Consider the following 24,983-nt stretch of genomic DNA (forward strand, 5'->3'; position numbering starts at 1 on the left):
GCGAGCGTGCGTGTCTGTACGACGACACGCCGTCTTGGCCGGCATTCTGCGCACGCTCGCGGCGACAAAGTCGCGCCATGAGTTACCCGCGCCAGCGTCCGCGCCGGCTCCGCTCAACCCCCGCATTGCGTCGCCTGGTCGCGCAAACGTCTTTGGAGCCAAGGCATTTGGTGCTGCCGATGTTCGTCGCCGACGGGATCGATGAACCGCGACCCATCCCGTCTATGCCCAACGTCGTTCAGCACAGCCGGGATTCGCTGCGCCGGGCCGCCGAACAGGCCGTCGCCGCGGGGGTTGGCGGGGTGATGCTGTTCGGCGTGCCCCGCGAGCAGGACAAGGACTCGACCGGCTCGGCCGGCACCGATCCGGACGGCATCCTCAACGTCGCGCTGCGGGATGTGGCCAAGGATCTCGGTGACGCCACGGTGTTGATGGCCGACACCTGCCTGGACGAGTTCACCGACCACGGGCACTGCGGGGTCCTGGACGCCCGGGGCCGGGTGGACAACGACGCCACCCTGGCCCGCTACGTCAAACTGGCTGTGGCGCAGGCGGAATCCGGCGCCCACGTGGTGGGGCCGAGCGGCATGATGGACGGGCAAGTGGCCGCGATCCGCGACGGGCTGGACGCGGCCGGCTACACCGACGTGGTGATCCTGGCCTACGCCGCGAAGTTCGCCTCGGCGTTCTACGGGCCCTTCCGCGAGGCGGTGAGCTCGAGCCTGTCCGGCGACCGGCGCACCTACCAGCAGGAGCCGGGCAACTTCCGGGAGGCGCTGCGCGAGGTCCGGCTGGACCTCGACGAAGGCGCCGACATCGTGATGGTCAAGCCCGCACTGGGTTACCTCGATGTGCTGGCGGCCGCGGCGGAGGTCTCGCCGGTGCCGGTGGCCGCGTATCAGGTGTCGGGCGAGTACGCGATGATTTGCGCCGCGGCCGCCAACACCTGGATCGACGAGCGCGCCGCCGCGCTGGAGTCGCTGACGAGCATCCGGCGCGCCGGGGCCGACATCGTGCTCACCTATTGGGCCGCGGATGCGGCAGGCTGGCTGTCGTGACAGCCGAACCGAAGCCGTTGTTCTACGAGCCCGGCGCCAGCTGGTGGTGGGTGGCGCTGGGCCCGGCGTCGGCGGTGGCCATGGTCCTGATCGAGATCTGGAGCAGGGCCCCGGTGTCGCTCGTCGTCCCGGCCATCTTCCTGGTGCTGGTGTCGGCGTTCGTCGCGTTGCAGGTGAAGGCGGCGCGGATCCACGTCTCGGTCGAACTCACCGAAGACGCCCTGCGCCAGGGCACCGAAACCATCCTGGTGCGCGAAATCCTCAAGGTATATCCCGCGCCCGAACACCACGAGGCGTCCGGCAAGGAGCTGGCGAAATGGCAGTCGTCGCGGGCCCTCGGCGAACTGGCCGGGGTGCCGCGCCACCGGATAGGCATCGGCCTCAAGCTCACCGGCGACCGCACCGCCCAGGCCTGGGCACGTCGTCATCGTCACCTTCGGGCGGCGCTGACCCCGCTGGTCCAGGAGCGGGTGGAACCCGCCGGGTCCGACGTCGCCGACGAGGATTTTGACGACGGGCCGCTTTCCTGATGGCTCGGTACCGGGCGTTGCTGGAGCTGGCCCTGGCCTGCGCCGCGCTGGTGGGTGGGGGCGTCAGCTGGGTGCACGCGCGCCACACGGTCAGGGTCGCGCCGATCGCCGACGGGCAGCCGATCACCACGTCGCTGGTGTACAACCCTCAGCTGCTGTTGCTGACGCTGGTGCTGGTGACGGCCGCCGGAGTGCTCGCGGTGGTCGGGATCGCCCGGCTGTTACGGGCCCGGGGCGACGGGAAAGTTACGCCGTCTTCTTGATCAGCGGCAACACCAGCTGACGGCGGCTCACGATGGCCTCGGCCAGGTTGCGGAGCGCCTCGCGCACCGAGCGCGCGACCGGAAGCTCGCCGTCGTCCCCCAGCAGCGCCAGCACCGCGGGGCCGGCGACCAAGGTCCACTCCACCCCGGCGGCGCGGCAGTCCTCGTCGAGCCGCTGCACGAGCGAGACGCCCGCCGCAGCAAAGTGGCTGACGTCGCTCAGGTCGAGCACCACCGGGTTGCTCCCCAGGGTGAAACGCCAGAGGTATTCGCTGACCCGGTCGACGTTGGCGGCGTTGATGTCGCCCCGGATGGTCACCACGGTCGCCAGGTGACGGCAGTGGGCGCGGACCTGAGCACCATCGCAGTCGAAGGTGCCGTAACCGTGCCGAGTCGCGACGGTGGTGACTGTCATGAGCTCCCCATTCCCTTCGAGCCTGTTACCTAAAGGTGCCCGCTAAAAGTAAGGAGACCGACAGCCGCCTCTAACTCTTTGCTAAGAAGCGAATTTCGGGGGGTATGGCGCCGGTTCAAGCAACATCGCGGCCGTTTACCCGCGTGGCACGCCACGGCCCATCACGCCGTCGCGGGCCTTTCGCTGCTAGGCTTCGTGGGCTGCCGGTTGCCAGTCGGGGGGCTTGTGATCGCCCGGTCAGCCGGACCAATCGGATACGAAACGTGAGTCCAGACGGAAAGAGCATCGTGCGCGGCGCAGAGATCAGGGGAGAGATCAAGGCGCTGACGGGACTCCGCATCGTCGCCGCGGTGTGGGTGGTGCTGTTTCACTTCCGACCGATGCTGAGCGACGTCTCTCCGGACTTGCGCGACGCCCTCGCACCGGTGCTCAACTGCGGGGCCCAGGGCGTCGACCTCTTCTTCATCCTCAGCGGATTCGTGCTGACCTGGAACTACCTTGACCGGATGGGCCGCTTCTGGTCGACGCGCGCCACCCTGCACTTCCTGTGGCTGCGGCTGGCCAGGGTGTGGCCGGTGTACCTGGTCACCCTGCACCTGGCCGCGCTGTGGGTGATCTTCACCCTGCACGTCGGTCACGTGCCGTCGCCCGATGCCGGTCAGCTCACCGCGATCAGCTACGTGCGCCAGATGCTGCTGGTGCAGCTTTGGTTCGTGCCGTTCTTCGACGACTCCAGCTGGGACGGCCCGGCGTGGTCGATCAGCGCCGAATGGCTGGCCTACCTGCTCTTCGGCCTCCTCGTGTTGGTGATCCTGCGGATGAAGCAGGCGACGAGGGCGCGCAGCCTGATGTTGCTGGCGTTCGCGGCGTCGTTGCCGCCGGTGGTGATGCTGCTGAGCAGCGGCCACTTCTACACACCGTGGAGCTGGCTGCCGCGCATCGTCACGCAGTTCACCGCCGGCGCCCTGGCCTGCGCCGCCGTGCGCAGGTTGCGGTTGACCGATCGCGGCCGCCGCGCCGCGGGGTATACCTCGCTGCTGCTGCTGGCCGCGATGGTGGGCGTCCTGTACTGGTTTCACGCGCACCCGATTTCCGGAATCGTGGAGAACGACAGCGGCGGGGTGGTCGACGTGCTGTTCGTTCCGCTGGTGATCACCCTGGCCATCGGCGTGGGCAGCCTGCCACGGGCGCTGTCCACCCGAGCGATGGTTTATGGCGGGCAAATCTCGTTCTGCCTGTACATGATTCATGAGCTGGTGCACACGTCGTGGACGTGGGCGGTGACCCAGTTCGAGCTCACGCCATGGGAGCAGGACAACCCGTGGAGATGGAACATCATCGGGCTGCTCGCGATCGCCGTCGGTCTTTCGGCCCTGATGTACCACTTCGTCGAAGAGCCCGCCCGCCGCTGGATGCGCCGGATGGTCAACATCCGACCCGCCGACGAGTCGGCAGGCAAGCTGCACCCGATCGACGGTGGGCTGGAAGCGGTTTCGGCCCGTGCGGTGTGACGTTCGCCTCGCCGCGCGGCTGGTGCGGCGCCCGTGATCCGTCGAATACCATGGCCCGAGCGGCCAGCCGCGATTTGACACCCGTTCGCGACGTTTCCTCCGTGCGATTCCGTTGGCTTGGATGCGGCGCGTGACGATGCAGTTTCCGGGGGAGGTGCTAGTGAGCCGTCTGGCCACGGTCATCGTCGGCCTCGCCATGGTGCTGGGGCCGGTCTCCGGCGTCTTGGGGGCCCCGGCGCACCCGGTGCGGGCGCGGCCCTACGAACCACTGACCGTGGACTCGCGCCTCAACCACGTCGCCGTCGTCGGCGACTCGTACACCACCGGCACCGACGAGGGCGGCCTCGGACCGAATTCGTGGACCGCGCTGTCCTGGCACGCGCTTGCCCAGCGGGGTGTGCGGATCGCCGCCGACGTGGCGGCCGAGGGAAGGGCGGGCTACGTCGTGCCCGGCGACCACGGCAGCATCTTCGAGGATCTGACCGCCAGGGCCGTCAAGCCCGCCGATGCGCTGGTGGTGTTCTTCGGCTCGCGCAACGACCAGGGCGTGGATCCGGCGCTGGTCGGCGAAAAGGCCCGCGACGCCTTCAACTTGGCGCGCAGGTTCGCGCCGTCCGCCAGGTTTTTGGTGATCGGCCCGCCGTGGCCGACCGCCGACGTGCCCGAGTCGATCCTGCAGATTCGCGACGCGCTCAACGCGGCCGCCCGGGCCGCCGGAGCGACGTTCGTCGATCCGCTCGGCGACCGCTGGTTCGTGGACAGGCCCGACCTGATCGGCCCGGACGGGGTGCACCCCAACGACGCGGGGCACCAGTATCTCGCGGACAGGATCGCACCGCTCATCGGCAGGCAGCTGTCTCGGTGACAAACCAAAGCCTCAGGCGCGCAAGGGTTTAGGCTAGTCTTCCGCGTGGCGCTCGTAATCCCATTGCTCCAGGCGCGTTTGCAACTGCATCAGGCCCACGCCCGCGACGGGCGCGATGGCCGCAATGCAGATCAGCAGCAGCGGAGTCATCTCACAACCTCCAAACACCTTTCACTGATCTGACGTTCGTGCGCGCAGAGAAGTTCATTAAGCGTCACCCGCCCGCCAGGGCGCGGTCCGCCAGCGCGGCCATGACGGGCGCCAGCAGTTGCGCGTACTCGGTGGTCACGTGGTTGTCGTCGCGAAAAACCAGGGCGTTGCCGACGATCACCGNGGCGCGCACGCGGTGGCGTCGTCGAGATGCGCCGACAAGCAGGCGGGCACCGACCCGTGCGGGTCCGGGGCCGGTCCCAGGACCAGGACGGTGGCGCCGGTGCTCCGCAGCATCGCCACGGTGCGGCCCAGCGTGTCGATCCACGCCGGGTCGTAGGACACGAAACCGAAATCCGCGCCGTAGCGCCGGCTCATGTCGAGCACCACCAGCCGCGGGTGCTCGGACTTCAGCCGGTCGGAGATCTGGGCGCGCCACTGTTCGCACTCCGTGTACTCGCGGCCCAGATACGGGCTGCGGATGGGAAGTTCCTGCAGCGGGCAGGTCACCTTGGCCAACGTCTCCAGCCGCCAGTGGCGCTGCTCGGCGACCCGCCGGAACGCCGGCTCCCACATGGCGGCGTGCGAGTCGCCGACCAGGGCNTGTCCGCCGCCAGCGACACGGCCGCCACCACCGCCAGGACCGCCGCGTACGGCCCGGCCCCCGCCGTCGTCCCGCGGCGCACCCGCCCGACCAGCCACGCGGTACCGATGATGAGCAGCGGCCACACCAGGTAGAACTGCTCCTCCACGCCCAGCGACCAGTAGTGCTGGAACGGCGAGGGGGCGTCGGCGGCCAGGTAGTCGGTGCCCTGCGTGGCGAACCGGTAATTGCCCACATACAGGGCGCTGGCGATGCCGTCCACGAAGACGCTGCGGGCCTGCAGCGGCGGCAGCACGACGGCCGCGACGGCGGCGGTGACAACACCGACGGTGGTCGCGGCCGGCAGCAGGCGCCGGGCCCGGGCGCCGTAGAAGCGGCCCAGGCGAACGGTGTTGGTGGCGGTGGCCTCGCGCCACAGCAGCCCGGTGATGAGGAAGCCGGAGATGACGAAGAAGACGTCGACACCGATGAAGCCGCCGGCGAAGCCCGGTATGCCCGCGTGGTAGAGCACGACGGCGATGACCGCGACCGCGCGCAGGCCCTCGATGTCCGGGCGAAATCCCTTCCGGGAAGTTCGCCGCTCCACTCGACGTGGGCCGCTGGCGAGTTCTTCCTGCCGGATTGTCATCTGCGTGGGTTAGGTCGCCATCCAGGCCAGCTCGCCGGGCAGTTGCGTTCGCCAGTAGCCGATGTCGTGTCCGCCCAGGGAGAAGCTGCCCGCCGGCGGGGTCTTCAGTTGGCTGACGAATTGCCTTGCGGCGAAATAGAAGCGGTCGAAGGTGCCGCAGTCCACGCGCAGCGGAATCGCGTTCAGCGCCGGCAGGCCCACGACGCTGTTCTGCACCCAGTCGTCGTAGCTGTCGAACGCCCCGGCCTCGCTGGCCGTGAAGGAGGTGTACAGCGCGGGGCTGATCGCGCAGATCCCGGCCGTGCGCGACGGGCCCAGCTTGGCGCCCAGGTGCAGCGCCCCGTAGCCACCCATCGACCACCCCAAAAAGCCCACCCGGGTGGTGTCGAAACCCATCGACGACAGCAGCGGCAACAGCTCGTCGAGCACCATCGCGCCGGGGTCCTCGCCCGAGGCCCTGCGGTGCCAGTAGCTGTTGGCGCCGCCGTCGACGCCCACCACCGCGAACGGCGGCTTGCCCTCCCTGACCAGTTGGGCCAGCGCCTTTTCGACCCCGCAGTCGAGCATCATGTTGGCGTCGCCGTCCTTGCCGTGCAGCGCGATGACCGGGCGCAGCGACCCGGCTTCGGCCTTCTGCCCCGGCGGCAGGGCGATCACCCAGTTGGTCTTGACCCCGCCGCGCGCCGCGGAGACGAAGGAGCCGGTCAACCTGTTCGGCAGGGTGCTGCCGGCCGCCGACGGCTCGAACGGGGCGGGGGCCGCGTGCGAAGTGATCGGGTCCAGCAGGGCGCCTAAGGCGAACACGCCAGCGGCTCCCAGGCTGGCACCGGCACCCATCCGGAGCACCGCCCGGCGTGTCAGGTCAGGCATGATCGCAATGATGCCGTGCGAAGCGCGCCTCACCTGCCGAGCCACGCCGTATTGGAAGCATTGTGTGATCCGGCGTGATCTCCCGGTCACGAAGAGGTGACCTTCGGCGCCGAATGGCCGGGATCCGATCTCGACGGTTTCAACCCTCGCGGGCCCCGGTGATTTCCCGGACGATGCAGCACAGGTCGATGGGGGGCCCACAAGGGAGGGTGCATGAGCCTGGCGTTTCATTGGTTCTTGCCGACGTACGGGGATTCGCGAAACCTGGTCGCGGGCGGACACGGCACGGCGATGCACGGCGATCGGCCCGCGAGTTTGCGCTACCTGCAGCAGGTTTGCGCGGCCGCCGAAGACAACGGCTTCGAGGCGGTGCTCACACCGACCGGATTGTGGTGCGAGGACGCGTGGTTGACGACGGCGATGCTGATCGAGCGCACCGAGACGCTGAAGTTCCTCGTCGCGTTCCGGCCCGGGTTGCTCAGCCCCACCCTGGCCGCGCAGATGGCCGCGACATTCCAGCGGCACTCGGGCGGGCGGCTGCTGCTCAACGTCGTCACCGGCGGGGAACCGCACGAGCAACGGGCCTATGGGGATTTTCTGGACAAGGACTCGCGGTACGCCCGCACCGCCGAATTCCTGCATGTGGTGCGGCAGCTGTGGACGTCGCGGGAGCCGGTGACCTTCGCCGGAGAACACATCCGCATCGAGGGCGCGCAGCTGAACAACCCGCCCGACCCGACGCCCGCGGTGTTCTTCGGCGGTTCGTCGGCGGCCGCCGGGCCGGTCGCGGCCAACTACTCCGACGCCTACCTCACCTGGGGCGAGCCGCCGGCCGACGTCGCCAAGAAACTCGACTGGGTTCGCGGGCTGGCCGTCGACTCCGGGCGGATCCTGCAGTACGGCTTGCGGATTCACGTGATCAGCCGCGACACCTCCGAACAGGCGTGGGCCGAGGCGGACCGGTTGCTCGCGGCCGTCGACCCGGCCGATATCGAGCGGGTGCAGGCCAGCCTGGCGCGCAGCAGCGAATCGGAGGGCCAGCGCCGCATGCTGAAGCTGCACGGCGGCGACCGCGCCCGGCTGGTGGTCGGCCCCAACCTGTGGGCCGGGGTCGGGCTGGTGCGCGGCGGCGCGGGCACCGCGCTGGTCGGCTCGCACGCCGAGGTGGCCGAACGGCTGGTCGAGTACTCGCGGCTGGGCGTCAGCCACTTCATCCTGTCGGGTTATCCGCACCTGGAGGAGGCCTACTGGTTCGGTGAGGGCGTGCTGCCGCTGCTCGAGCGAAAAGGGCTGTGGCAGCCTCCCAACCGCCAGGCGCAACCGGCACCGGCGACGCCGTTCGCGATCGCGTCCGCACACTAGCCGTCCGCGACGTTAGGCTACGTCAATGACTGACGCCAACGTTGCCGGTTTCGAGCCGTTATACGGCGACGCGGACGATACCGACGGGCGGATTCCCTGGGACATCGGCGGCCCGCAGCCGGCCGTCCAGCAGTTGGTGGCCTACGGCGGGATCCGCGGCGAGGTGCTCGACCCCGGTACCGGCACCGGTTATCACGCGATTCACTATGCAGCGCAAGGGTATTCGGCGACCGGGATCGACGACTCCCCCTCTGCCATCGAGCGCGCGAAACGGAACGCCGAACGGGCCGGTGTGCACGTCAATTTCCAGGTGGCCGACGCCACCAGGCTGGACGGCTTCGAGGACCGCTTCGACACGGTGGTGGACAGCGCGTTCTATCACGTTTTCTTGAACGACGGGGCCACCCAGATGCGGTATGCGCAAGCGCTGCACCGCGCGACCGCACCCGGGGCGCGGCTGTACATGTTCGAGTTCAGCCCGCACAACGTCAACGGCCTGCAATGGACGGCCATACCGGCCGACAACTTCGAGCGGGTGCTCGGTGACAGCGGATGGCGCATCGACTACCTCGGCGTCACCACCTATCAGGCCCGCCTGCTCCCGGAGACATTCGAAGCCATGAAGAAACTCGCGGACGAACAGCAGGGTGAGATCCTGCGCCGCATGCGCCCACTGGTGCACCGGATGAGCGTGATCGACCCGCTGCTCGAAGACCATCGGGTGCACCTTCCGGTGTGGTCGGTGATGGCCACCCGCCTGGACTGACTGCGACGCCAAGGCGCCGGGAGGGCTGAGAAAATGGCCGGCACCACCCAACTGCGCCAAGGACTGTCGCAGCGGCAGCTCAGCATGATCGCCCTCGGCGGGGTGATCGGCGCCGGCCTGTTCGTCGGCTCCGGTGTGGTGATCAAGGACACCGGGCCCGCCGCGTTCCTGACGTACACGCTGTGCGGCCTGCTGATCGTCCTGGTGATGCGGATGCTGGGTGAGATGGCGGCCGCCAACCCCTCGACGGGGTCGTTCGCCGACTACGCGGCGCGGGCCCTGGGCGGCTGGGCGGGGTTCTCGGTCGCCTGGCTGTATTGGTACTTCTGGGTGATCGTGGTCGGGTTCGAGGCCGTCGCGGGGGGGAAGGTCCTGGGCTACTGGTTCCATGCGCCGCTGTGGCTGCTCTCGCTGTGCCTGATGGTGCTGATGACCGCGACGAACCTGTTCTCGGTGTCGTCCTTCGGCGAATTCGAATTCTGGTTCGCCGGAATCAAAGTCGCCACGATCGCCGTCTTTCTTGCCGTCGGCTCACTCTTCGTGCTGGGGCTGTGGCCGGGCCATCACGCGGATTACTCCAACCTCACCTCCCACGGCGGCTTCTTCCCCAAGGGCGTCGGGGCGGTCTTTGCGGCCATCGTCGTGGTGATCTTCTCCATGGTCGGCGCGGAGATCGTCACCGTTGCCGCCGCCGAAAGCCGTGATCCCGAACTTGCCGTCCAGCGCGCGACGAGGTCGGTCGTCGCGCGCATCGGGATCTTCTTCGTCGGCTCGGTCTTTCTGCTCGGGGTGATCCTGCCGTGGAATTCGGTCGAACTGGGCGCCTCGCCGTACGTCGCCGCCCTCAAGCACATGGGCCTGCGCGGCGCGGATCAGGTGATGAATGCCGTGGTGCTCACCGCGGTGCTGTCCTGTCTGAACTCGGGGCTGTACACGGCGTCGCGCATGCTCTTCGTGCTCGCCGACCGACACGAGGCCCCCGCCCGGCTGGTCACGCTCAGCCGGCGCGGCGTTCCCCACTTGGCCATCCTATGCTCGTCGGCGGTCGGTTTCGGTTGCGTCATCATGGCGTGGGTCGCGCCCGGCTCGGTGTTTCTCTTCCTGCTCAACTCGTCCGGAGCCGTCATTTTGTTCGTCTACTGGTTGATCGCGCTCTCGCAGATCATCCTGCGCAGGCGCACACCCGAGGACAGGCTGCGGGTCAAGATGTGGTTCTTCCCGGTGCTGTCGATCCTCACCCTCGCCGGCATCACCGCCGTGCTCGTGCAGATGGCGTTCGACCGCTCGGCGCGCAGCCAGCTGTGGCTCAGCCTGCTGTCGTGGGCGGTGGTGATCGGGCTCTACGCCATCGCCCGGGCGCGCGGCCGGGTCAGTCGGTCTTGCTGAGCAACACGGCTTGCTCGAAGGGCAGCCTCGCGAAGATCGGCCGCCATCCGCGCGTGACGTGGGCCGCCGCGTCGGCCTTGCCGACCACCCGCGGGTGCGCGACGCCGAAGGTCTTGCCATAGCGGCGCATCCGCCCGCCCCCGGCCGCGGTGAGGTTCTTCAGCCAGTCGCGGTCCGGGCCGTAGGTCAGCAGGATCGCCACCCCGGGTTTGCCGTCGACCTCGGCGCTGAACACGGTCACCGGTGTGCGGTACGGCTTTCCGGAGCGCCGTCCGACGTGTTCGAGGATGCAGAATGTCGGGGCCCAGCCTGCCCACAGCCGCTGGACGGGATTGGTGACGTGCCGATTGAACCGTGCGAGCCCCTGTGGAAGTTCCATGCCTCCCATCCAACTCGCCCACCCCGCCCGACATCAAGGCATACGGGTCGTCGCGGGCACCAGCCTGCGCGCCAGCCGCGCCGGCCCGGACGGGGGTGGACGCCACGGCTCCCGGTCCCGCGCCGGCCATGCGTAGCAAGGGGTTTGGTTGTCGAGGAGCGCGCGCAGACCCGGTATCGCGAGGTCGCGAGCGGACCAGTCGTAGAGCAGTTCGAGTCGTGGCGAGATGACCCCGACATCGAGCAGGTGCGCTATTCCGTGTTCGGCCCGTAGGTACGGCGTGAGGTCGTCTCCGAGCGGATAGCGGTCGGGGAGGACCCGGGAAAGCGACAGGAATATGCCGGTCATGCCCACGCGCGGGTCGCCGAGCGGCCGACCGGCGAAGCTCAGCCAGCCGAGCGCGAGCCGGGGCGCTGCGACCAGTGCGTGGGCGTAGAGAACGCGCATCAGCACCAGGTTGATGAAGAAGCGTTCGATGCGGGACTCGCCGGACGCGAGGGGGTGGTGGTCGAGGTATGCGCTGACGACGCTGATGTTGTGCGCCCGATACCACCGCGGGGCGGACGGCTGCCGGATGAACTCGAGCGCCGCGGCGACTCCGCGAGCGCTAGGGACGCCGGTATGGCCGAAGGCCAGGGCGCGGGCTTCCCACCCGTCCCGAAGCAGGCGCTCGTTCACCGCACGCCACCAGGGGCTGCCCGGGGCCGGCCCGTCGAGCGGGTTGAGCAGCCCGCGTCGCAGCTGCCATCGCATGAAGGCCGCAGCCGCCTGCCGATACGGCAGATGGCCGCGGTCCGCGTCGGCGGGGACTTCGTAGAGCTTTCGCATCAGCGCCAGCCGCCCGGGTGGGTCGTCGCGGACCGCGGCGACCCTCGCCGAGGCGACGTCGACGGCCGTCGGACGTGTCACCCGCGCAAGCGTAGTGTCACTTCGTGGCCGTTTCACCCGGTGAAGAGGCTGCGCAACGGGCGTAGGAGCCGCTGCGCCGGCTGAACTCACCGCCCGGCGGNCGACGCCGTCGCCACGGCCGCCGCGTCCGGCCTGTCGTTCGGGGCGCCGACGCCGGCGGAGAGCGAGCTCGCCGCCGAGATCATCGGGCGGGTGGCCCCGGTCGAGCGGATCCGGCTGGTGAACTCCGGCACCGAGGCCACCATGAGCGCCGTCCGGCTGGCCCGCGGGTTCACCGGCAGGGCCAAGATCGTCAAGTTCTCCGGTTGCTACCACGGCCACGTCGACGCGTTGCTCGCCGACGCGGGCTCCGGCGTGGCGACCCTGGGCCTGCCGTCCTCGCCCGGGGTCACCGGTGCGGCCGCCGCGGACACGATCGTGTTGCCCTACAACGACATCGAGGCCGTGCGGCGGACGTTCACGAACTTCGGTGACCAGATCGCCGCGGTGATCACCGAGGCCAGCCCCGGCAACATGGGCGTCGTCCCGCCCGCGCCGGGCTACAACGCGGCGCTGCGCGCGATCACCGCCGAGCACGGTGCGCTGCTGATCGTCGACGAGGTGATGACGGGCTTCCGCGTCAGCCGGAGTGGTTGGTACGGAATCGATCCCGTCGCCGCCGACCTGTTCACCTTCGGCAAGNCGTGCCTGCTGGCCGGGCTGGTGTCGTTCGCCTCGCCGTGCGTGGTGCCGCTGGTGCCGGGCTACCTGTCCTATCTGGCCGCGGTCGTGGGGGTGGACGAGCAGCCGCCGCCCGGCGCGATCAAGGCGCCGCCGGCCGCCCGGTGGCGGGTCGCGGGATCCGTCGCGCTGTTCGTCGCCGGGTTCACCACGGTGTTCGTGCTCGGGACCGTCGCCGTCCTCGGCATGACCACCGCCCTGATCGCCAACCAGCTGCTGCTGCAGCGCGTCGGGGGCGTGCTGACCATCGTGATGGGGCTGGTGTTCGTGGGCCTGATCCCGGCCCTGCAGCGCCAGGCCCGGTTCAGCCCGCGCCAGCTGACGACGGTCGCGGGGGCGCCGGTGCTCGGCGCGGTGTTCGCGCTCGGGTGGACGCCGTGTTTGGGTCCGACGCTGACCGGGGTGATCACCGTTGCGTCGGCCACCGACGGCGCGAACGTCGCGCGCGGCGTCGCGCTGGTGATCGCCTACTGCCTGGGCCTGGGCATCCCGTTCGTGCTCTTGGCGTTCGGCTCGGCGGGGGCGGTGGGTGCGCTGGGCTGGCTGCGGCGGCACACCCGGGCCATCCAGATCTTCGGCGGCGCGCTGCTGATCGCCGTCGGGGCCCTGCTGGTGACCGGGGTGTGGAACGACTTCATCTCCTGGCTGCGCGACGCGTTCGTGTCCGACGTGAGGCTCCCGATTTGAGCGCACCCGTAGAGCTGCTCGCGGCACTTGGCGCGCGGGCGCGCAACACCTGGCGCGCGCTGACCTCGATGGGCACCGCGCTGGTGCTGCTGTTCCTGCTCGCGCTGGGCGCGATCCCCGGCGCGCTGCTGCCGCAGCGCAGCCTGAACGCCGGCAAGGTCGGCGAGTACCTGGCCACCCATCGCGTGATCGGACCGTGGCTGGACCGGGTGCAGGCNGGGCCGCCGCGTCGGCCCGGGCGACGGCGCGTGGCGCGACCCGCGGTTCTGGTGGCAGCTGCGCAACCCGTTCACCCCCTCCTGGGGCGAGCCCTACACCGACATCGCGAGCCGGATGACCACCGCCGTGGACAAGGCGCGCGCCCGCGCCGCCGGCCAGGAGGCGGTGTGCGTCAGCCACCAATTGCCGGTGTGGACGCTGCGGCTGCACCTGAGCGGCAAGCGGCTCTGGCACGACCCGCGGCGGCGCGAATGCGGGTTGTGCTCGATCACCACGCTGATCTATGACGGCGACCGGCTGGTCGACATCGAGTACTGCCAACCGGCGGCGCCATGACCCTCCCGCGGCTGGCGGTGGCCGGGGTCGTGCTGGCGACCCTTCTTGCCGGCTGCTCCGGTCGCGACGCCGTGGCGCAGGGCGGCACCTTCGAATTCGTCTCGCCCGGCGGCAAAACCGACATCTACTACGACCCGCCCGCCAGCCGCGGGCGCCCGGGGCCGCTGTCGGGACCCGACCTGGCCGACCCGGCGCACACGCGATCGCTCGACGACTTCGCCGGGCAGGTCGTCGTCATCAACGTCTGGGGGCAGTGGTGCGGGCCGTGCCGCGCCGAGGTCGGCCAGCTGCAGCAGGTGTATGACGCCACCCGGGCGGCCGGGGTGTCGTTTTTGGGCATCGACGTCCGGGACAACAACCGCCAGGCGGCGCTGGACTTCGTCGACGATCACCACGTGACCTACCCGTCCCTCTACGACCCGGCGATGCGCACCCTGATCGCGTTCGGCGGCAAATACCCCACCACCGTCATCCCGTCCACGCTGGTGCTGGACCGCCAGCACCGGGTCGCCGCGGTGTTCCTGCGCGAACTGCTCGCCGCGGACCTGCAGCCCGTCGTCGAGCGGGTGGCCCAACAGTGACCGGCTTCGCTCAGATCGCCGCCGCCGGGCCGCTGCTGTTGGCGCTGGGCGCGTGCCTGCTGGCCGGGCTGGTGTCGTTCGCCTCGCCGTGCGTGGTGCCGCTGGTGCCGGGCTACCTGTCCTATCTGGCCGCGGTCGTGGGGGTGGACGAGCAGCCGCCGCCCGGCGCGATCAAGGCGCCGCCGGCCGCCCGGTGGCGGGTCGCGGGATCCGTCGCGCTGTTCGTCGCCGGGTTCACCACGGTGTTCGTGCTCGGGACCGTCGCCGTCCTCGGCATGACCACCGCCCTGATCGCCAACCAGCTGCTGCTGCAGCGCGTCGGGGGCGTGCTGACCATCGTGATGGGGCTGGTGTTCGTGGGCCTGATCCCGGCCCTGCAGCGCCAGGCCCGGTTCAGCCCGCGCCAGCTGACGACGGTCGCGGGGGCGCCGGTGCTCGGCGCGGTGTTCGCGCTCGGGTGGACGCCGTGTTTGGGTCCGACGCTGACCGGGGTGATCACCGTTGCGTCGGCCACCGACGGCGCGAACGTCGCGCGCGGCGTCGCGCTGGTGATCGCCTACTGCCTGGGCCTGGGCATCCCGTTCGTGCTCTTGGCGTTCGGCTCGGCGGGGGCGGTGGGTGCGCTGGGCTGGCTGCGGCGGCACACCCGGGCCATCCAGATCTTCGGCGGCGCGCTGCTGATCGCCGTCGGGGCCCTGCTGGTGACCGGGGTGTGGAACGACTTCATCTCCTGGCTGCGCGACGCGTTCGTGTCCGACGTGAGGCTCCCGATTTGAGCGCACCCGTAGAGCTGCTCGCGGCACTTGGCGCGCGGGCGCGCAACACCTGGCGCGCGCTGACCTCGATGGGCACCGCGCTGGTGCTGCTGTTCCTGCTCGCGCTGGGCGCGATCCCCGGCGCGCTGCTGCCGCAGCGCAGCCTGAACGCCGGCAAGGTCGGCGAGTACCTGGCCACCCATCGCGTGATCGGACCGTGGCTGGACCGGGTGCAGGCCTTCGACGTGTTCTCCAGCTTCTGGTTCACCGCCATCTACGTGCTGCTGTTCGTCTCGCTGGTCGGCTGCCTGACCCCGCGCATGATCGAGCACGCGCGCAGCCTGCGCGCCACCCCGGTGCCGGCCCCGCGCAACCTGGCCCGGCTGCCCAGGCACGCCGGCGCCGAGGTCGCCGGCGACCCCGCGGACCTCAACGCCCTGGCGAACACGATCGTCGGGCGACTGCGCGGCTGGCGCACGGCCGTCCGGCATGACGGCGAAGTCGTCGAGGTGTCGGCGGAAAAGGGCTACCTGCGCGAGTTCGGCAACATCGTCTTCCACTTCTCGTTGCTGGGCCTGCTGGTCGCCGTGGCCGTCGGCAAGCTCTTCGGCTACGAGGGCAACGTCATCGTCATCGCCGACGGCGGCCCCGGCTTCTGCTCGGCCTCCCCGGCGGCGTTCGACTCGTTCCGGGCCGGCAACACCGTCGACGGCACGTCGCTGCACCCGATCTGCATCCGGGTCAACGACTTTCAGGCCCATTACCTGCCGTCCGGGCAGGCCACCTCGTTCGCCGCCGACATCGACTACCAGAGCGGCCGCGACCTGGCCGCCAACAGCTGGCGGCACTACCTGCTCGAGGTCAACCACCCGCTGCGGGTCGGCGGCGACCGGGTGTACCTGCAGGGCCACGGCTACGCGCCCACCTTCACCGTGACCTTCCCGGACGGCCAGACGCGCACGTCGACCGTGCAATGGCGGCCCGACAACCCGCAGACCCTGCTCAGCTCGGGGGTGGCGCGGATCGACCCGCCCGCCGGCAGCTATCCGAACGCGGCCGAACGCCGCCAGCACGAGATCGCGATCCAGGGCCTGCTGGCGCCCACCGAGCAACTCGACGGGACGCTGCTGTCGTCGCGCTTCCCGGCGCTGAACGCCCCCGCGGTGGCCGTCGACATCTACCGCGGCGACACCGGCCTGGACACCGGGCGGCCCCAGTCGCTGTTCTCGCTGGATCCCCGGTTGATCGCGCAGGGCCGGCTGACCAAGGAGAAGCGGGTCAACCTGCGTGCCGGCCAGGAGATCCGGCTCGACCAGGGCCCGGCCGCCGGCACGGTGGTGCGCTTCGACGGGGCCGTGCCGTTCGTCAACCTGCAGGTCTCCCACGACCCGGGCCAGACCTGGGTGCTGGTCTTCGCCGCCACCATGATGGCAGGGCTGCTGGTGTCGCTGCTGGTGCGCCGCCGCCGGGTCTGGGTCAGGCTCACGGCGGCGGGCGGCGAGGCGGCCGGTACGGTGAACGTCGAACTGGGCGGGCTGGCGCGCACCGACAACTCCGGGTGGGGCGACGAGTTCGAGCGGTTGACCGGGCAAATACTGGACGGGCTGGGCGAGTCCGCCGCGTCCAGAAGGAGTTCTCAGGTGGACGTCACATGAACACCCTGCACGTCAACATCGCGCTGGCGCGCTATTCCGACTGGGCGTTCACCTCGGCGGTGGTGGCCCTGGTGGTCGCGATGATGCTGCTGGCCTTCGAGTTGGCCTACGTCGGCAGCCGCCGGGTGGACCGGCGCGTCCTGGCCGGCTCGGTGGCCGCCGACAGCGCCGTGCCCGGCATCGTGGAGGACGGCCAGGCGCGCCCGTTCGACGAGCGCGTCGGGCGGGCCGGGCTGGCGGTGGTCTACCTCGGCATCGGTCTGCTGCTGGCCTGCATCGTGCTGCGCGGCCTGGCGACCCTGCGGGTGCCGTGGGGCAACATGTACGAGTTCATCAACCTCACCTGCTGCTGCGCCCTGCTCGCCGGCGCGATCGTGTTGCGCCGGCCGCAGTACCGCCCGCTGTGGGTGTTCCTGCTGATGCCGGTGCTGATCCTGCTCACGGTTTCCGGCCGCTGGCTCTACACCAACGCCGCGCCGGTGATGCCCGCGCTGCAGTCCTACTGGCTGCCCATCCACGTGTCGGTGGTCAGCCTGGGTTCCGGGGTGTTCATGGTCGCCGGCATTTCCAGCATCCTGTTCTTGCTGCGCACATCGCGGCTCGGTGCCGGCGACGCCCAGGGCGCGCTGGCCCGGATGGTGCAGCGCCTGCCCGACGCGCAAACCCTGGACCGCGTCGCCTACCGCACCACGATCTTCGCGTTCCCGGTGTTCGGTTTCGGGGTCATCTTCGGCGCCATCTGGGCCGAGGAAGCCTGGGGCCGGTACTGGGGCTGGGATCCCAAGGAGACGGTTTCGTTCATCGCGTGGGTGGTATACGCGGCCTATCTGCATGCCAGGTCGACGGCGGGATGGCGGGACAGGAAGGCGGCGTGGATCAACGTCGTGGGCTTCGTCGCCATGGTCTTCAACCTGTTCTTCGTTAACCTGGTGACCGTGGGCCTGCATTCGTATGCGGGCGTGGGGTGACAGTGCGCCACCGATCCAAATAGTCGCAACAAGGGGGACTGCAGGTGTCCGACCATCCAACNGCGGGCTGGCGCGCACCGACAACTCCGGGTGGGGCGACGAGTTCGAGCGGTTGACCGGGCAAATACTGGACGGGCTGGGCGAGTCCGCCGCGTCCAGAAGGAGTTCTCAGGTGGACGTCACATGAACACCCTGCACGTCAACATCGCGCTGGCGCGCTATTCCGACTGGGCGTTCACCTCGGCGGTGGTGGCCCTGGTGGTCGCGATGATGCTGCTGGCCTTCGAGTTGGCCTACGTCGGCAGCCGCCGGGTGGACCGGCGCGTCCTGGCCGGCTCGGTGGCCGCCGACAGCGCCGTGCCCGGCATCGTGGAGGACGGCCAGGCGCGCCCGTTCGACGAGCGCGTCGGGCGGGCCGGGCTGGCGGTGGTCTACCTCGGCATCGGTCTGCTGCTGGCCTGCATCGTGCTGCGCGGCCTGGCGACCCTGCGGGTGCCGTGGGGCAACATGTACGAGTTCATCAACCTCACCTGCTGCTGCGCCCTGCTCGCCGGCGCGATCGTGTTGCGCCGGCCGCAGTACCGCCCGCTGTGGGTGTTCCTGCTGATGCCGGTGCTGATCCTGCTCACGGTTTCCGGCCGCTGGCTCTACACCAACGCCGCGCCGGTGATGCCCGCGCTGCAGTCCTACTGGCTGCCCATCCACGTGTCGGTGGTCAGCCTGGGTTCCGGGGTGTTCATGGTCGCCGGCATTTCCAGCATCCTGTTCTTGCTGCGCACATCGCGGCTCGGTGCCGGCGACGCCCAGGGCGCGCTGGCCCGGATGGTGCAGCGCCTGCCCGACGCGCAAACCCTGGACCGCGTCGCCTACCGCACCACGATCTTCGCGTTCCCGGTGTTCGGTTTCGGGGTCATCTTCGGCGCCATCTGGGCCGAGGAAGCCTGGGGCCGGTACTGGGGCTGGGATCCCAAGGAGACGGTTTCGTTCATCGCGTGGGTGGTATACGCGGCCTATCTGCATGCCAGGTCGACGGCGGGATGGCGGGACAGGAAGGCGGCGTGGATCAACGTCGTGGGCTTCGTCGCCATGGTCTTCAACCTGTTCTTCGTTAACCTGGTGACCGTGGGCCTGCATTCGTATGCGGGCGTGGGGTGACAGTGCGCCACCGATCCAAATAGTCGCAACAAGGGGGACTGCAGGTGTCCGACCATCCAACGACGGGCGTGGGGGCGCCCGAGCCGCAGACGACGGAGCTGCCCTCGGCGCAGCAATCCAGCGAAGCGCCGGCGGACTCGGGCGACGCGCCGACCCGTGCCTTTGCGGGATTCCGCACCGAGCGGCGGGTCCCCCCGGCCGAGGGACGGGAGGCGGCGCCGTCCACCGCGGCGGGACCCGCGCCCGCGCGCGGCGGGATGCCGCCCTGGGATTCCACACCGGTCACGGGCATCCCGCGGGTCGACCCGACCGCCTACGGCGCCTACTACAACGGGCCATCTGAGGCGCCAGCCTCTGGAGTCCCAGAGGCCCAGGCGCCCCCGTACCGCCGCGAGCACCTGCCCCACAGCCCCTACCCGGAGCTGTCCACCGGCGTGCTGTTGCGGCCGGTGAAGCCGCCGCCCTCGGAGGGCTGGCGCCGGCTGGTCTACGACCTGTCCGGTCACCTGATCAACCTGGGCGAGAGCCCGCGCGCCCTGCGCCACAACAACCTGGTGGCCCAGGTCAACCGCCCGCTGCGGGGTTGCTACCGGGTGGCGCTGCTCTCGCTGAAGGGCGGCGTCGGCAAGACCACGATCACCGCGACGCTGGGGTCGACGTTCGCCTCCATCCGCGGCGACCGGGTGGTGGCCGTCGACGCCAACCCCGACCGCGGCACCCTGAGCCAGAAGATCCCGCTGGAGACGGCGGCGACGGTGCGTCAGCTGCTGCACGACGCCGGGAGCATCGAGCGCTACAGCGACGTGCGCCGCTACACCTCGAAGGGCCCGAGCGGGCTGGAGGTGCTGGCGTCGGAAACCGACCCGGCCATCTCCGAGGCCTTCAGCGCCGACGACTACGCCCGCGTCCTGGACATCCTGGAGCGGTTTTACGGCCTGGTGCTCACCGACTGCGGCCCCGGGCTGCTGCATTCGGTGATGTCGTCGGTGCTGGAGAAGGCCGACGTGTTGCTCGTGGTCGCGTCGGGGTCCATCGACGGCGCGCGCAGCGCCTCGGCGACGCTGGATTGGCTGGACGCGCACGGGCATCAGGACCTGGTCCGCAACTCGATCGCGGTCATCAACGCCGTGCGGCCCCGCACCGGCAAGGTCGACATGAACAAGGTGATCGATCACTTCTCGCGCCGTTGCCGCGCCGTGCGGCTGATCCCGTTCGACCCACACCTGGAAGATGGCGCCGAGATCGAGCTGGATCGGTTGCGGCGCGGAACCCGCGAGGCGCTCGCCGAGCTGGCGGCCGTCGTCGCCGACGGGTTCCCCGGTGACCAGCGCAACCCGGGAGTGGCTTAGCGGGGGTTGTTGTCCCCGTGACCTAGCCGCCGCAAAAAGTCCGGATCGTCGTCGGGTCCGATGACGCGCGTCTTGGGCCGGTGGGCCTGTGACCGCGCGGCGCGCCAGCCAACATAGATCAGCGTGCCCAAGATCAGGACGAGCAGCAGGTAGAGCACTCAACACCTCCTTGGAGCGAATATACCCGCGCCGTAGGCTCGAGCTGTGTCGGAAGGACCGAGGGACAACAGCACCGGGAAGCAAACACGCGGGCGCCCGCGGACGAGCACGGTCGTCGACGTGTCGCTCTACGCGGCGGCGCGGTTGGTCCTCGTCGCCGCGCTGAGCGGCNCAGCCGCACCGGCCCGGCCCGGTCGTCGTCGGTGCCGCGGATCCCTTCGGAGTAGTCGTTGGCGTAGTTGACGCCGACGATCAGCGCCAGCGCGACGGCCAGCGCCAGCAGCGCTTTCCACCACACCGCGGATCCCAGCCAGGCCGCGGCGCCCGTGCCCGCCACCACCGGCGCCACCGCGTTGGGCAGCGTCCGGGGCCGGGCACCGGAGACCCACTGCGAGAAACTGGCCACCAGGGCATCCTGCCCTATGCACCACAATGGGCGGATGCTCGGAGTCATCGGCGGCAGCGGCTTCTACACGTTCTTCGAATCGTCCGTCCGCACCATCGACGTCGACACCCCCTACGGCCCGCCCAGCGCGCTGGTCACGGTGGGCACGATTGGCGACCATGAGGTCGCCTTTCTGCCCCGGCACGGCGCGACCCACCAATTCTCGGCGCACACCGTCCCGTACCGGGCGAACATGTGGGCGCTGCGCAAGCTCGGCGTGCGGCGGGTCTTCGGCCCGTGCGCGGTCGGCAGCCTGGACCCCGACAACGGCCCGGGCGCGGTGGTGGTGCCCGACCAGCTGGTGGATCGCACCAGCGGCCGGGCCGACACCTACTTCGACTCGGGTGCCATCCACGTCGACTTCGCCGATCCGTACTGCCCGACCCTGCGGGCCGCGGCCACCGGCCTGCCCGGCGTGGTCGACGGCGGCACCATGGTGGTGATCCAGGGGCCGCGCTTTTCCACCCGGGCCGAAAGCCGGTGGTTCGCCTCGGCCGGGTTCAGCCTGGTCAACATGACCGGCTACCCGGAGGCGGTGCTGGCTCGTGAACTCGAAATGTGCTACGCGGCAATTGCTTTGGTGACCGACCTGGACGCCGGGATCGAGGCCGGCGAGGGGGTGAAGGCCGTCGACGTGTTCGCTCAATTCGAGAGGAACATGGGGCTTTTCAAGGAGCTGGTGCGCGCGGCGATTCATCGCATCGCCGCCGAGCGCACCTGCATCCACTGCCAGCCCCACACCGGCGTCACCCTGCCGGTGGAGCTGCCATGAGGGTGCTGTTGACCGGTGCGGCCGGCTTCATCGGGTCGCGGGTGGACGCGGCGCTGCGGGCGGCTGGTCACGACGTGGTCGCCGTCGACGTCCTGCTGCCCGCCGCGCACGGCCCGAATGCGGTGCTGCCCCAGGGCTGCCGGCGGGTGGATGTCCGCGATGGCGACGCGCTGGCCCCGCTGTTGGAGGGCGTGGACCTCGTCTGTCATCAGGCGGCGATGGTGGGCGCCGGCGTCGACGCCGCCGACGCGCCGGCCTATGGCGGCCACAACGACTTCGCGACCACGGTGTTGCTGGCGCGGATGTTCGCCGCGGGGGTGCGCCGTTTGGTGCTGGCGTCGTCGATGGTGGTCTACGGGCCGGGCCAGTACGCCTGCCCCGACCACGGGCTCGTCGACCCGCCGCCGCGGCGGCGCGCCGACCTCGACGCCGGGATCTTCGAAAACCGCTGCCCGGTGTGCGGACTCGACGCGACGTGGCGGTTGGTCAACGAGGATGCCGCCCTGCGGCCGCGCAGCCTGTACGCGGCCAGCAAGACCGCGCAGGAGCACTACGCCCTGGCGTGGGCGGAGGCGACGGGCGGCTCGGTGGTGGCGCTGCGCTACCACAACGTCTACGGGCCCGGGATGCCGCGCGACACCCCATACTCCGGCGTGGCCGCGATCTTTCGCTCGTCGCTGGAAAAGGGCGAGCCACCAAGGGTTTTCGAGGACGGCGGTCAGATGCGCGATTTCGTGCACGTCGACGACGTGGCCGCCGCCAACCTCGCCGCCGCGACATTGAACGCCGGGGGCTTCGTTGCGTTCAATGTCTGCTCCGGGCGGCCAATCTCGATCCTGGAGGTCGCCACCGCGCTGTGCGACGCCCGGGACGGCTCGGTGTCCCCGGTGGTCACCGGGCAGTACCGCAGCGGGGACGTGCGCCACATCGTCGCCGATCCCACCCGCGCCGCCGAGGTGCTGGGCTTCCGGGCGGTCGTCGACCCGTTGCAGGGATTGCGCGAGTTCGCCTACGCGCCTTTGCGTTAGGCGATCGCGAGCCGGGCGAGGCGGGTCGCCGCTAGCTGGCTTTAACCCTGCGGCGGCCGGAAGATCCGCGGCTTCTGCGCGGGGATCTGTCGCGTGGCGGAGTCGTCCCCGCGGAAGATTCGCGGCGAACCGGCCGGCCGCGGCGTCGGCCCGCCGGTCGGGATGCGCGTGGTCGCCGCCGCCGAGGGCGGGGTGGCGTGGCCGACGGGGATGCGCGTCGTGGGCGCGGCTGGGCCCGGGTGGGTGCCCGCCGGGCCGCCACGCGTGTGGGCGGGACGGCGCCGCCGGCGTCGCACCCGCCGCGCGCCGAGCTGTCCGGTGATGACTGCCGCCGCCAGGATGCACAGGGCCAGCACGCACAGCGCGACGTCGAAGGTGCTGGTGATCTGTTGGGCAAGGTTGTTGCCGTACACCGGGTTTGGCGCGGGCGCATTGGGCGCCTCCTCGAAGCGCGGCGCCAGCGCGACGCCCACGACGACGCGGGTGATGCTCAGGGTGGCGACGAGCCCGCACAGCGACGAGATCAGCCGGGCGGACACCGCGTCGTTGCCGAGGTTGATTCGCAGCCACACCGCCAGCAGGGCGGTGGTCAGGTCGAACGCGGCCAGCACCATGCTGTCGTAGCGCGAGAAGGGGTAGTTCAGGGCCACGCCGACGGCGAGGTCGGTGATCCGCATGAGCATCGAGCCCAGGCACCATACGATGATGAGCAGCAAGCCATTTCGGGCGGCGGCGCGCCACGCGTTCTCCTCCGTCGCCGAGGGATTCCGCCGGGCCAGCAGGGCGGGCGGCGCGAAAATGGCGGCGCCGGCCGCCCACGCCAGGTAGCCCTCGAACCCGACCCCCGCCGTCGACGTGTTCTGCGCGATGCCGTGGAACGCGTCGATGTCCCGGCCCACCGGAAGGATCCACACGAGAGTGCCCGCGAGCAGCGCCGACACGCCGAGCGCCACCGTCGCCAGCCGCGAGGCCCGCGTGCTGCGCAGCAGCCACCTCGACCCGACCACGACGGCGATCAACGCGACCACGCCGTACACCACTGCCGTCGCGATGACCGCGATGTTCTGCTTGCCGAAATCCGAACCGCCCTCGCCCTGCAGCGCGTATCGCACCCGCCAGAACAGGTTGAAGGCGAAGCTCAGCGCCGCGCCGACCATCGACGCGTAGCCGATGATCCGGACGGGCCTGCCGTTGTCGCCGCCGTCGTCCGCCGCCCGGACCACCCATCGCGCGCCCAGCAGGGCGCCGGCGATGCCCAACCACGCCCCGGGTCCGACGCCGCCGGGGACGTTCACGGTGCCGCCGAAGCGGACCGTCTCGAACACATCNGCTGTCGGTCGTGGATCCGCGCGCCGACCCGGACGCGCCGCCGACCATGCTGGCGACGCAGCCCCTGGCGGGCGCGTCGGGCCCGGAAGCCACCGCCGCGCTGGACACGATGATGGCCCGACTCACCGACTCGCCCGGCGCCCCGACCGAGCTCTATCTCGTTGGCGCGTCGTCGAACCTGGCCGGGGTCGCCGACCAGCTTCGGGACGCGTCGACCATGCGGGTGGAGATCCCCGAAGATCCCACCTTCGCGCTTGCGCGCGGCGCGGCGCTGGCCGCCATGCCGCTGGCGGGGGCGCCGGCCGGGGACGCCACCGCGATGGCACCAGCGGCCGGGCTCACCGGGGACCAGACCGCCTTCGCGCCCGCCGCCGGGGCGGCCGTCCAGGAGCCGCAGTTGGCGTACTCGATGGCCGACGAGGGCGAGCCGCTCGGGGCGGACGAGTTCGGGCCCGAATACGACGAATTCGGCGAATTCGGCGACGCCGAAGAGGGCGCGACCGGCCGGGTGCCGTTGAGCAGGCGGTCCCTGGTGCTCGGCAACGCCGTCATCGCCTTTGCGGTCATCGGATTCGCGTCGCTGGCCGCCGCGGTGGCCATCGCGGTTCGGCCGACCGCGAGCCAGCAACCCGTGGTGGGCCACCAGAACGCCGCCCCCGGCAAGTTCATGCCGCTGCTGCCGACGCAGCAGCAGGCCCCGGTGCCGCCGCCACCGCCCGATCAGCCCAACGCCGGCTTCCAGGGCGGCGTCATCCCGGACTCCAACGGCTACATTCCGCCGCAGTTGGCGTCGCCCGGCGGGGGTGGCCCCGCCCCGGTCAATCCGGCGCCGGGCGCGCCCGGTTTCGCGCCGAATCCGAATCCGGCGGTGCCGATCCCGGTGCCGATATATCCGGGCTGGCGCCCCCCGTACAACCCCTATCCGCCGTACAACCCCTATCCGCCGTACACGCCACCGACCACGCCTCCCACGACACCGCCGACGACTCCACCCACCACGCCTCCCACGACACCGCCGACGACTCCACCCACCACGCCTCCCACGACACCGCCGACAACCCCTCCGACGACACCGCCGACAACCCCTCCGACGACACCGCCGACAACCCCTCCGACGACACCGCCCACC

General features: G+C 70.5%; 21 protein-coding genes and 7 pseudogenes. 20 read left to right on the plus strand and 8 right to left on the minus strand.

The window, feature by feature from the left end:
- Positions 1-77 precede the first annotated feature (77 nt).
- From hemB to BN4348_RS58760, 3 genes are read left to right on the plus strand one after another with little or no spacing between them, the layout of a single operon-like run.
- Entirely contained in the window at positions 78-1,058 is a 981-nt protein-coding gene (gene hemB, locus BN4348_RS58750) for a porphobilinogen synthase (RefSeq protein ID WP_084454754.1), read from the plus strand.
- A 17-nt stretch (positions 1,059-1,075) separates the two neighbouring features.
- A complete protein-coding gene (locus BN4348_RS58755; protein ID WP_066917751.1) occupies positions 1,076-1,588 on the plus strand; it encodes a hypothetical protein in 513 nt (170 codons plus the stop codon).
- A complete protein-coding gene (locus BN4348_RS58760; RefSeq protein ID WP_066917734.1) occupies positions 1,585-1,851 on the plus strand; it encodes a hypothetical protein in 267 nt (88 codons plus the stop codon). The genes BN4348_RS58755 and BN4348_RS58760 overlap by 4 nt, the downstream gene beginning before the upstream one ends.
- Here BN4348_RS58760 and BN4348_RS58765 read toward each other — a convergent pair.
- On the minus strand, positions 1,835-2,266 hold the full coding sequence (locus tag BN4348_RS58765) for an STAS domain-containing protein (RefSeq protein ID WP_066917735.1): 432 nt from the start codon (positions 2,264-2,266) through the stop codon (positions 1,835-1,837). The two genes, BN4348_RS58760 and BN4348_RS58765, sit on opposite strands and share 17 nt — an antisense overlap.
- A 287-nt stretch (positions 2,267-2,553) precedes the next feature.
- Between BN4348_RS58765 and BN4348_RS58770 the strand changes: the two genes are divergently transcribed.
- Together BN4348_RS58770 and BN4348_RS58775 are read left to right on the plus strand one after the other, a co-directional pair.
- Positions 2,554-3,777: an acyltransferase family protein gene (locus BN4348_RS58770; RefSeq protein WP_066917753.1), complete on the plus strand. Its 1,224-nt coding sequence runs from the start codon at positions 2,554-2,556 to the stop codon at positions 3,775-3,777.
- Positions 3,778-3,937: 160 nt separating this feature from the next.
- Positions 3,938-4,642 carry an Rv0518 family GDSL lipase gene (locus BN4348_RS58775; protein ID WP_066917754.1) on the plus strand — a complete coding sequence of 235 codons (705 nt, stop codon included), beginning with the start codon at positions 3,938-3,940 and terminating at the stop codon, positions 4,640-4,642.
- Positions 4,643-5,002: 360 nt separating this feature from the next.
- Here the strand turns inward: BN4348_RS58775 and BN4348_RS58780 are convergent.
- Positions 5,003-5,982: pseudogene (locus BN4348_RS58780) on the minus strand (acyltransferase family protein); the annotation flags it as partial.
- A gap of 51 nt (positions 5,983-6,033) precedes the next feature.
- Entirely contained in the window at positions 6,034-6,894 is an 861-nt protein-coding gene (locus BN4348_RS58785; protein ID WP_096866345.1) for an alpha/beta hydrolase, read from the minus strand.
- A 213-nt stretch (positions 6,895-7,107) separates the two neighbouring features.
- On the opposite strand from BN4348_RS58785, the gene BN4348_RS58790 reads away from it, so the two are divergent.
- The 3 genes from BN4348_RS58790 to BN4348_RS58800 are packed head-to-tail and all read left to right on the plus strand — an operon-like array spanning position 7,108 to position 10,408.
- Positions 7,108-8,256, plus strand: coding sequence for an LLM class flavin-dependent oxidoreductase (locus BN4348_RS58790; protein ID WP_066917739.1), 1,149 nt, complete (start codon positions 7,108-7,110; stop codon positions 8,254-8,256).
- A 25-nt stretch (positions 8,257-8,281) separates the two neighbouring features.
- Positions 8,282-9,022 (plus strand): class I SAM-dependent methyltransferase, encoded by a 741-nt coding sequence (locus tag BN4348_RS58795; RefSeq protein ID WP_084454755.1) that lies wholly within the window; start codon positions 8,282-8,284, stop codon positions 9,020-9,022.
- Positions 9,023-9,055: 33 nt separating this feature from the next.
- Positions 9,056-10,408: an amino acid permease gene (locus tag BN4348_RS58800; protein WP_066917740.1), complete on the plus strand. Its 1,353-nt coding sequence runs from the start codon at positions 9,056-9,058 to the stop codon at positions 10,406-10,408.
- On the opposite strand, the gene BN4348_RS58805 is transcribed toward BN4348_RS58800, so the two are convergent.
- Together BN4348_RS58805 and BN4348_RS58810 are read right to left on the minus strand one after the other, a co-directional pair.
- On the minus strand, positions 10,392-10,787 hold the full coding sequence (locus BN4348_RS58805) for a nitroreductase family deazaflavin-dependent oxidoreductase (RefSeq protein WP_066917741.1): 396 nt from the start codon (positions 10,785-10,787) through the stop codon (positions 10,392-10,394). The two genes, BN4348_RS58800 and BN4348_RS58805, sit on opposite strands and share 17 nt — an antisense overlap.
- Positions 10,788-10,820: 33 nt before the next feature.
- On the minus strand, positions 10,821-11,696 hold the full coding sequence (locus tag BN4348_RS58810) for a hypothetical protein (RefSeq protein ID WP_066917742.1): 876 nt from the start codon (positions 11,694-11,696) through the stop codon (positions 10,821-10,823).
- 102 nt (positions 11,697-11,798) lie between these two features.
- Here BN4348_RS58810 and BN4348_RS63030 point away from each other — a divergent pair.
- The 9 genes and pseudogenes from BN4348_RS63030 to BN4348_RS58860 form a co-directional block, all read left to right on the plus strand.
- A pseudogene (locus tag BN4348_RS63030) lies at positions 11,799-12,377 on the plus strand (aminotransferase class III-fold pyridoxal phosphate-dependent enzyme); the annotation flags it as partial.
- A gap of 740 nt (positions 12,378-13,117) precedes the next feature.
- A pseudogene (locus BN4348_RS58820) lies at positions 13,118-13,318 on the plus strand (cytochrome c biogenesis protein ResB); the annotation flags it as partial.
- A 4-nt stretch (positions 13,319-13,322) separates the two neighbouring features.
- Positions 13,323-13,658: pseudogene (locus BN4348_RS58825) on the plus strand (histidine phosphatase family protein); the annotation flags it as partial.
- Positions 13,655-14,239 carry a TlpA disulfide reductase family protein gene (locus tag BN4348_RS58830; protein ID WP_066917744.1) on the plus strand — a complete coding sequence of 195 codons (585 nt, stop codon included), beginning with the start codon at positions 13,655-13,657 and terminating at the stop codon, positions 14,237-14,239. The pseudogene BN4348_RS58825 and the gene BN4348_RS58830, both read left to right, overlap by 4 nt.
- Positions 14,236-15,015: a cytochrome c biogenesis CcdA family protein gene (locus tag BN4348_RS58835; RefSeq protein ID WP_066917745.1), complete on the plus strand. Its 780-nt coding sequence runs from the start codon at positions 14,236-14,238 to the stop codon at positions 15,013-15,015. The genes BN4348_RS58830 and BN4348_RS58835 overlap by 4 nt, the downstream gene beginning before the upstream one ends.
- A gap of 68 nt (positions 15,016-15,083) precedes the next feature.
- Complete coding sequence (locus BN4348_RS58840; RefSeq protein ID WP_066917757.1) at positions 15,084-16,649, plus strand: cytochrome c biogenesis protein ResB; 1,566 nt, start codon at positions 15,084-15,086, stop codon at positions 16,647-16,649.
- The gene (gene ccsB, locus BN4348_RS58845; RefSeq protein WP_066917746.1) at positions 16,646-17,617 is read left to right on the plus strand and encodes a c-type cytochrome biogenesis protein CcsB; all 972 of its coding nucleotides are present in this window, start codon (positions 16,646-16,648) and stop codon (positions 17,615-17,617) included. Before BN4348_RS58840 ends, ccsB (BN4348_RS58845) begins: the two co-directional genes overlap by 4 nt.
- A 183-nt stretch (positions 17,618-17,800) precedes the next feature.
- The gene (gene ccsB / locus BN4348_RS58855; protein ID WP_066917746.1) at positions 17,801-18,772 is read left to right on the plus strand and encodes a c-type cytochrome biogenesis protein CcsB; all 972 of its coding nucleotides are present in this window, start codon (positions 17,801-17,803) and stop codon (positions 18,770-18,772) included.
- A gap of 44 nt (positions 18,773-18,816) precedes the next feature.
- On the plus strand, positions 18,817-20,121 hold the full coding sequence (locus BN4348_RS58860; RefSeq protein WP_066917747.1) for a MinD/ParA family ATP-binding protein: 1,305 nt from the start codon (positions 18,817-18,819) through the stop codon (positions 20,119-20,121).
- Here BN4348_RS58860 and BN4348_RS58865 read toward each other — a convergent pair.
- Positions 20,118-20,279: a hypothetical protein gene (locus tag BN4348_RS58865; protein WP_096866246.1), complete on the minus strand. Its 162-nt coding sequence runs from the start codon at positions 20,277-20,279 to the stop codon at positions 20,118-20,120. The genes BN4348_RS58860 and BN4348_RS58865 overlap by 4 nt on opposite strands.
- Before the next feature lie 164 nt (positions 20,280-20,443).
- Positions 20,444-20,686 (minus strand): annotated as a pseudogene (locus tag BN4348_RS58870) (1,4-dihydroxy-2-naphthoate polyprenyltransferase); the annotation flags it as partial.
- Between the two features lie 34 nt (positions 20,687-20,720).
- Here BN4348_RS58870 and BN4348_RS58875 point away from each other — a divergent pair.
- Together BN4348_RS58875 and BN4348_RS58880 are read left to right on the plus strand one after the other, a co-directional pair.
- Positions 20,721-21,497, plus strand: coding sequence for an S-methyl-5'-thioadenosine phosphorylase (locus BN4348_RS58875; RefSeq protein WP_066917758.1), 777 nt, complete (start codon positions 20,721-20,723; stop codon positions 21,495-21,497).
- Positions 21,494-22,525 (plus strand): NAD-dependent epimerase/dehydratase family protein, encoded by a 1,032-nt coding sequence (locus BN4348_RS58880; protein ID WP_066917748.1) that lies wholly within the window; start codon positions 21,494-21,496, stop codon positions 22,523-22,525. Before BN4348_RS58875 ends, BN4348_RS58880 begins: the two co-directional genes overlap by 4 nt.
- Before the next feature lie 41 nt (positions 22,526-22,566).
- Here the strand turns inward: BN4348_RS58880 and BN4348_RS58885 are convergent.
- Positions 22,567-23,853: pseudogene (locus BN4348_RS58885) on the minus strand (DUF7937 domain-containing protein); the annotation flags it as partial.
- Between BN4348_RS58885 and BN4348_RS58890 the strand changes: the two are divergent.
- Positions 23,802-24,983 (plus strand): annotated as a pseudogene (locus BN4348_RS58890) (hypothetical protein); the annotation flags it as partial. The pseudogenes BN4348_RS58885 and BN4348_RS58890 sit on opposite strands and share 52 nt — an antisense overlap.

This window comes from Mycobacterium interjectum (genome assembly GCF_900078675.2).
Lineage (GTDB): Bacteria > Actinomycetota > Actinomycetes > Mycobacteriales > Mycobacteriaceae > Mycobacterium > Mycobacterium interjectum.

Excerpts from the sequence above, each read along its gene's own strand:
- hemB (WP_084454754.1), top strand. The coding sequence starts at position 78 with ATGAGTTACCCGCGCCAGCGTCCGCGCCGGCTCCGCTCAACCCCCGCA.
- BN4348_RS58765 (WP_066917735.1), bottom strand. The coding sequence starts at position 2,266 with ATGACAGTCACCACCGTCGCGACTCGGCACGGTTACGGCACCTTCGAC.
- BN4348_RS58785 (WP_096866345.1), bottom strand. The coding sequence starts at position 6,894 with ATGCCTGACCTGACACGCCGGGCGGTGCTCCGGATGGGTGCCGGTGCC.
- BN4348_RS58790 (WP_066917739.1), top strand. The coding sequence starts at position 7,108 with ATGAGCCTGGCGTTTCATTGGTTCTTGCCGACGTACGGGGATTCGCGA.
- BN4348_RS58795 (WP_084454755.1), top strand. The coding sequence starts at position 8,282 with ATGACTGACGCCAACGTTGCCGGTTTCGAGCCGTTATACGGCGACGCG.
- BN4348_RS58800 (WP_066917740.1), top strand. The coding sequence starts at position 9,056 with ATGGCCGGCACCACCCAACTGCGCCAAGGACTGTCGCAGCGGCAGCTC.
- BN4348_RS58805 (WP_066917741.1), bottom strand. The coding sequence starts at position 10,787 with ATGGAACTTCCACAGGGGCTCGCACGGTTCAATCGGCACGTCACCAAT.
- BN4348_RS58830 (WP_066917744.1), top strand. The coding sequence starts at position 13,655 with ATGACCCTCCCGCGGCTGGCGGTGGCCGGGGTCGTGCTGGCGACCCTT.
- BN4348_RS58840 (WP_066917757.1), top strand. The coding sequence starts at position 15,084 with ATGGGCACCGCGCTGGTGCTGCTGTTCCTGCTCGCGCTGGGCGCGATC.
- ccsB (WP_066917746.1), top strand. The coding sequence starts at position 16,646 with ATGAACACCCTGCACGTCAACATCGCGCTGGCGCGCTATTCCGACTGG.
- ccsB (WP_066917746.1), top strand. The coding sequence starts at position 17,801 with ATGAACACCCTGCACGTCAACATCGCGCTGGCGCGCTATTCCGACTGG.
- BN4348_RS58875 (WP_066917758.1), top strand. The coding sequence starts at position 20,721 with ATGCTCGGAGTCATCGGCGGCAGCGGCTTCTACACGTTCTTCGAATCG.
- BN4348_RS58880 (WP_066917748.1), top strand. The coding sequence starts at position 21,494 with ATGAGGGTGCTGTTGACCGGTGCGGCCGGCTTCATCGGGTCGCGGGTG.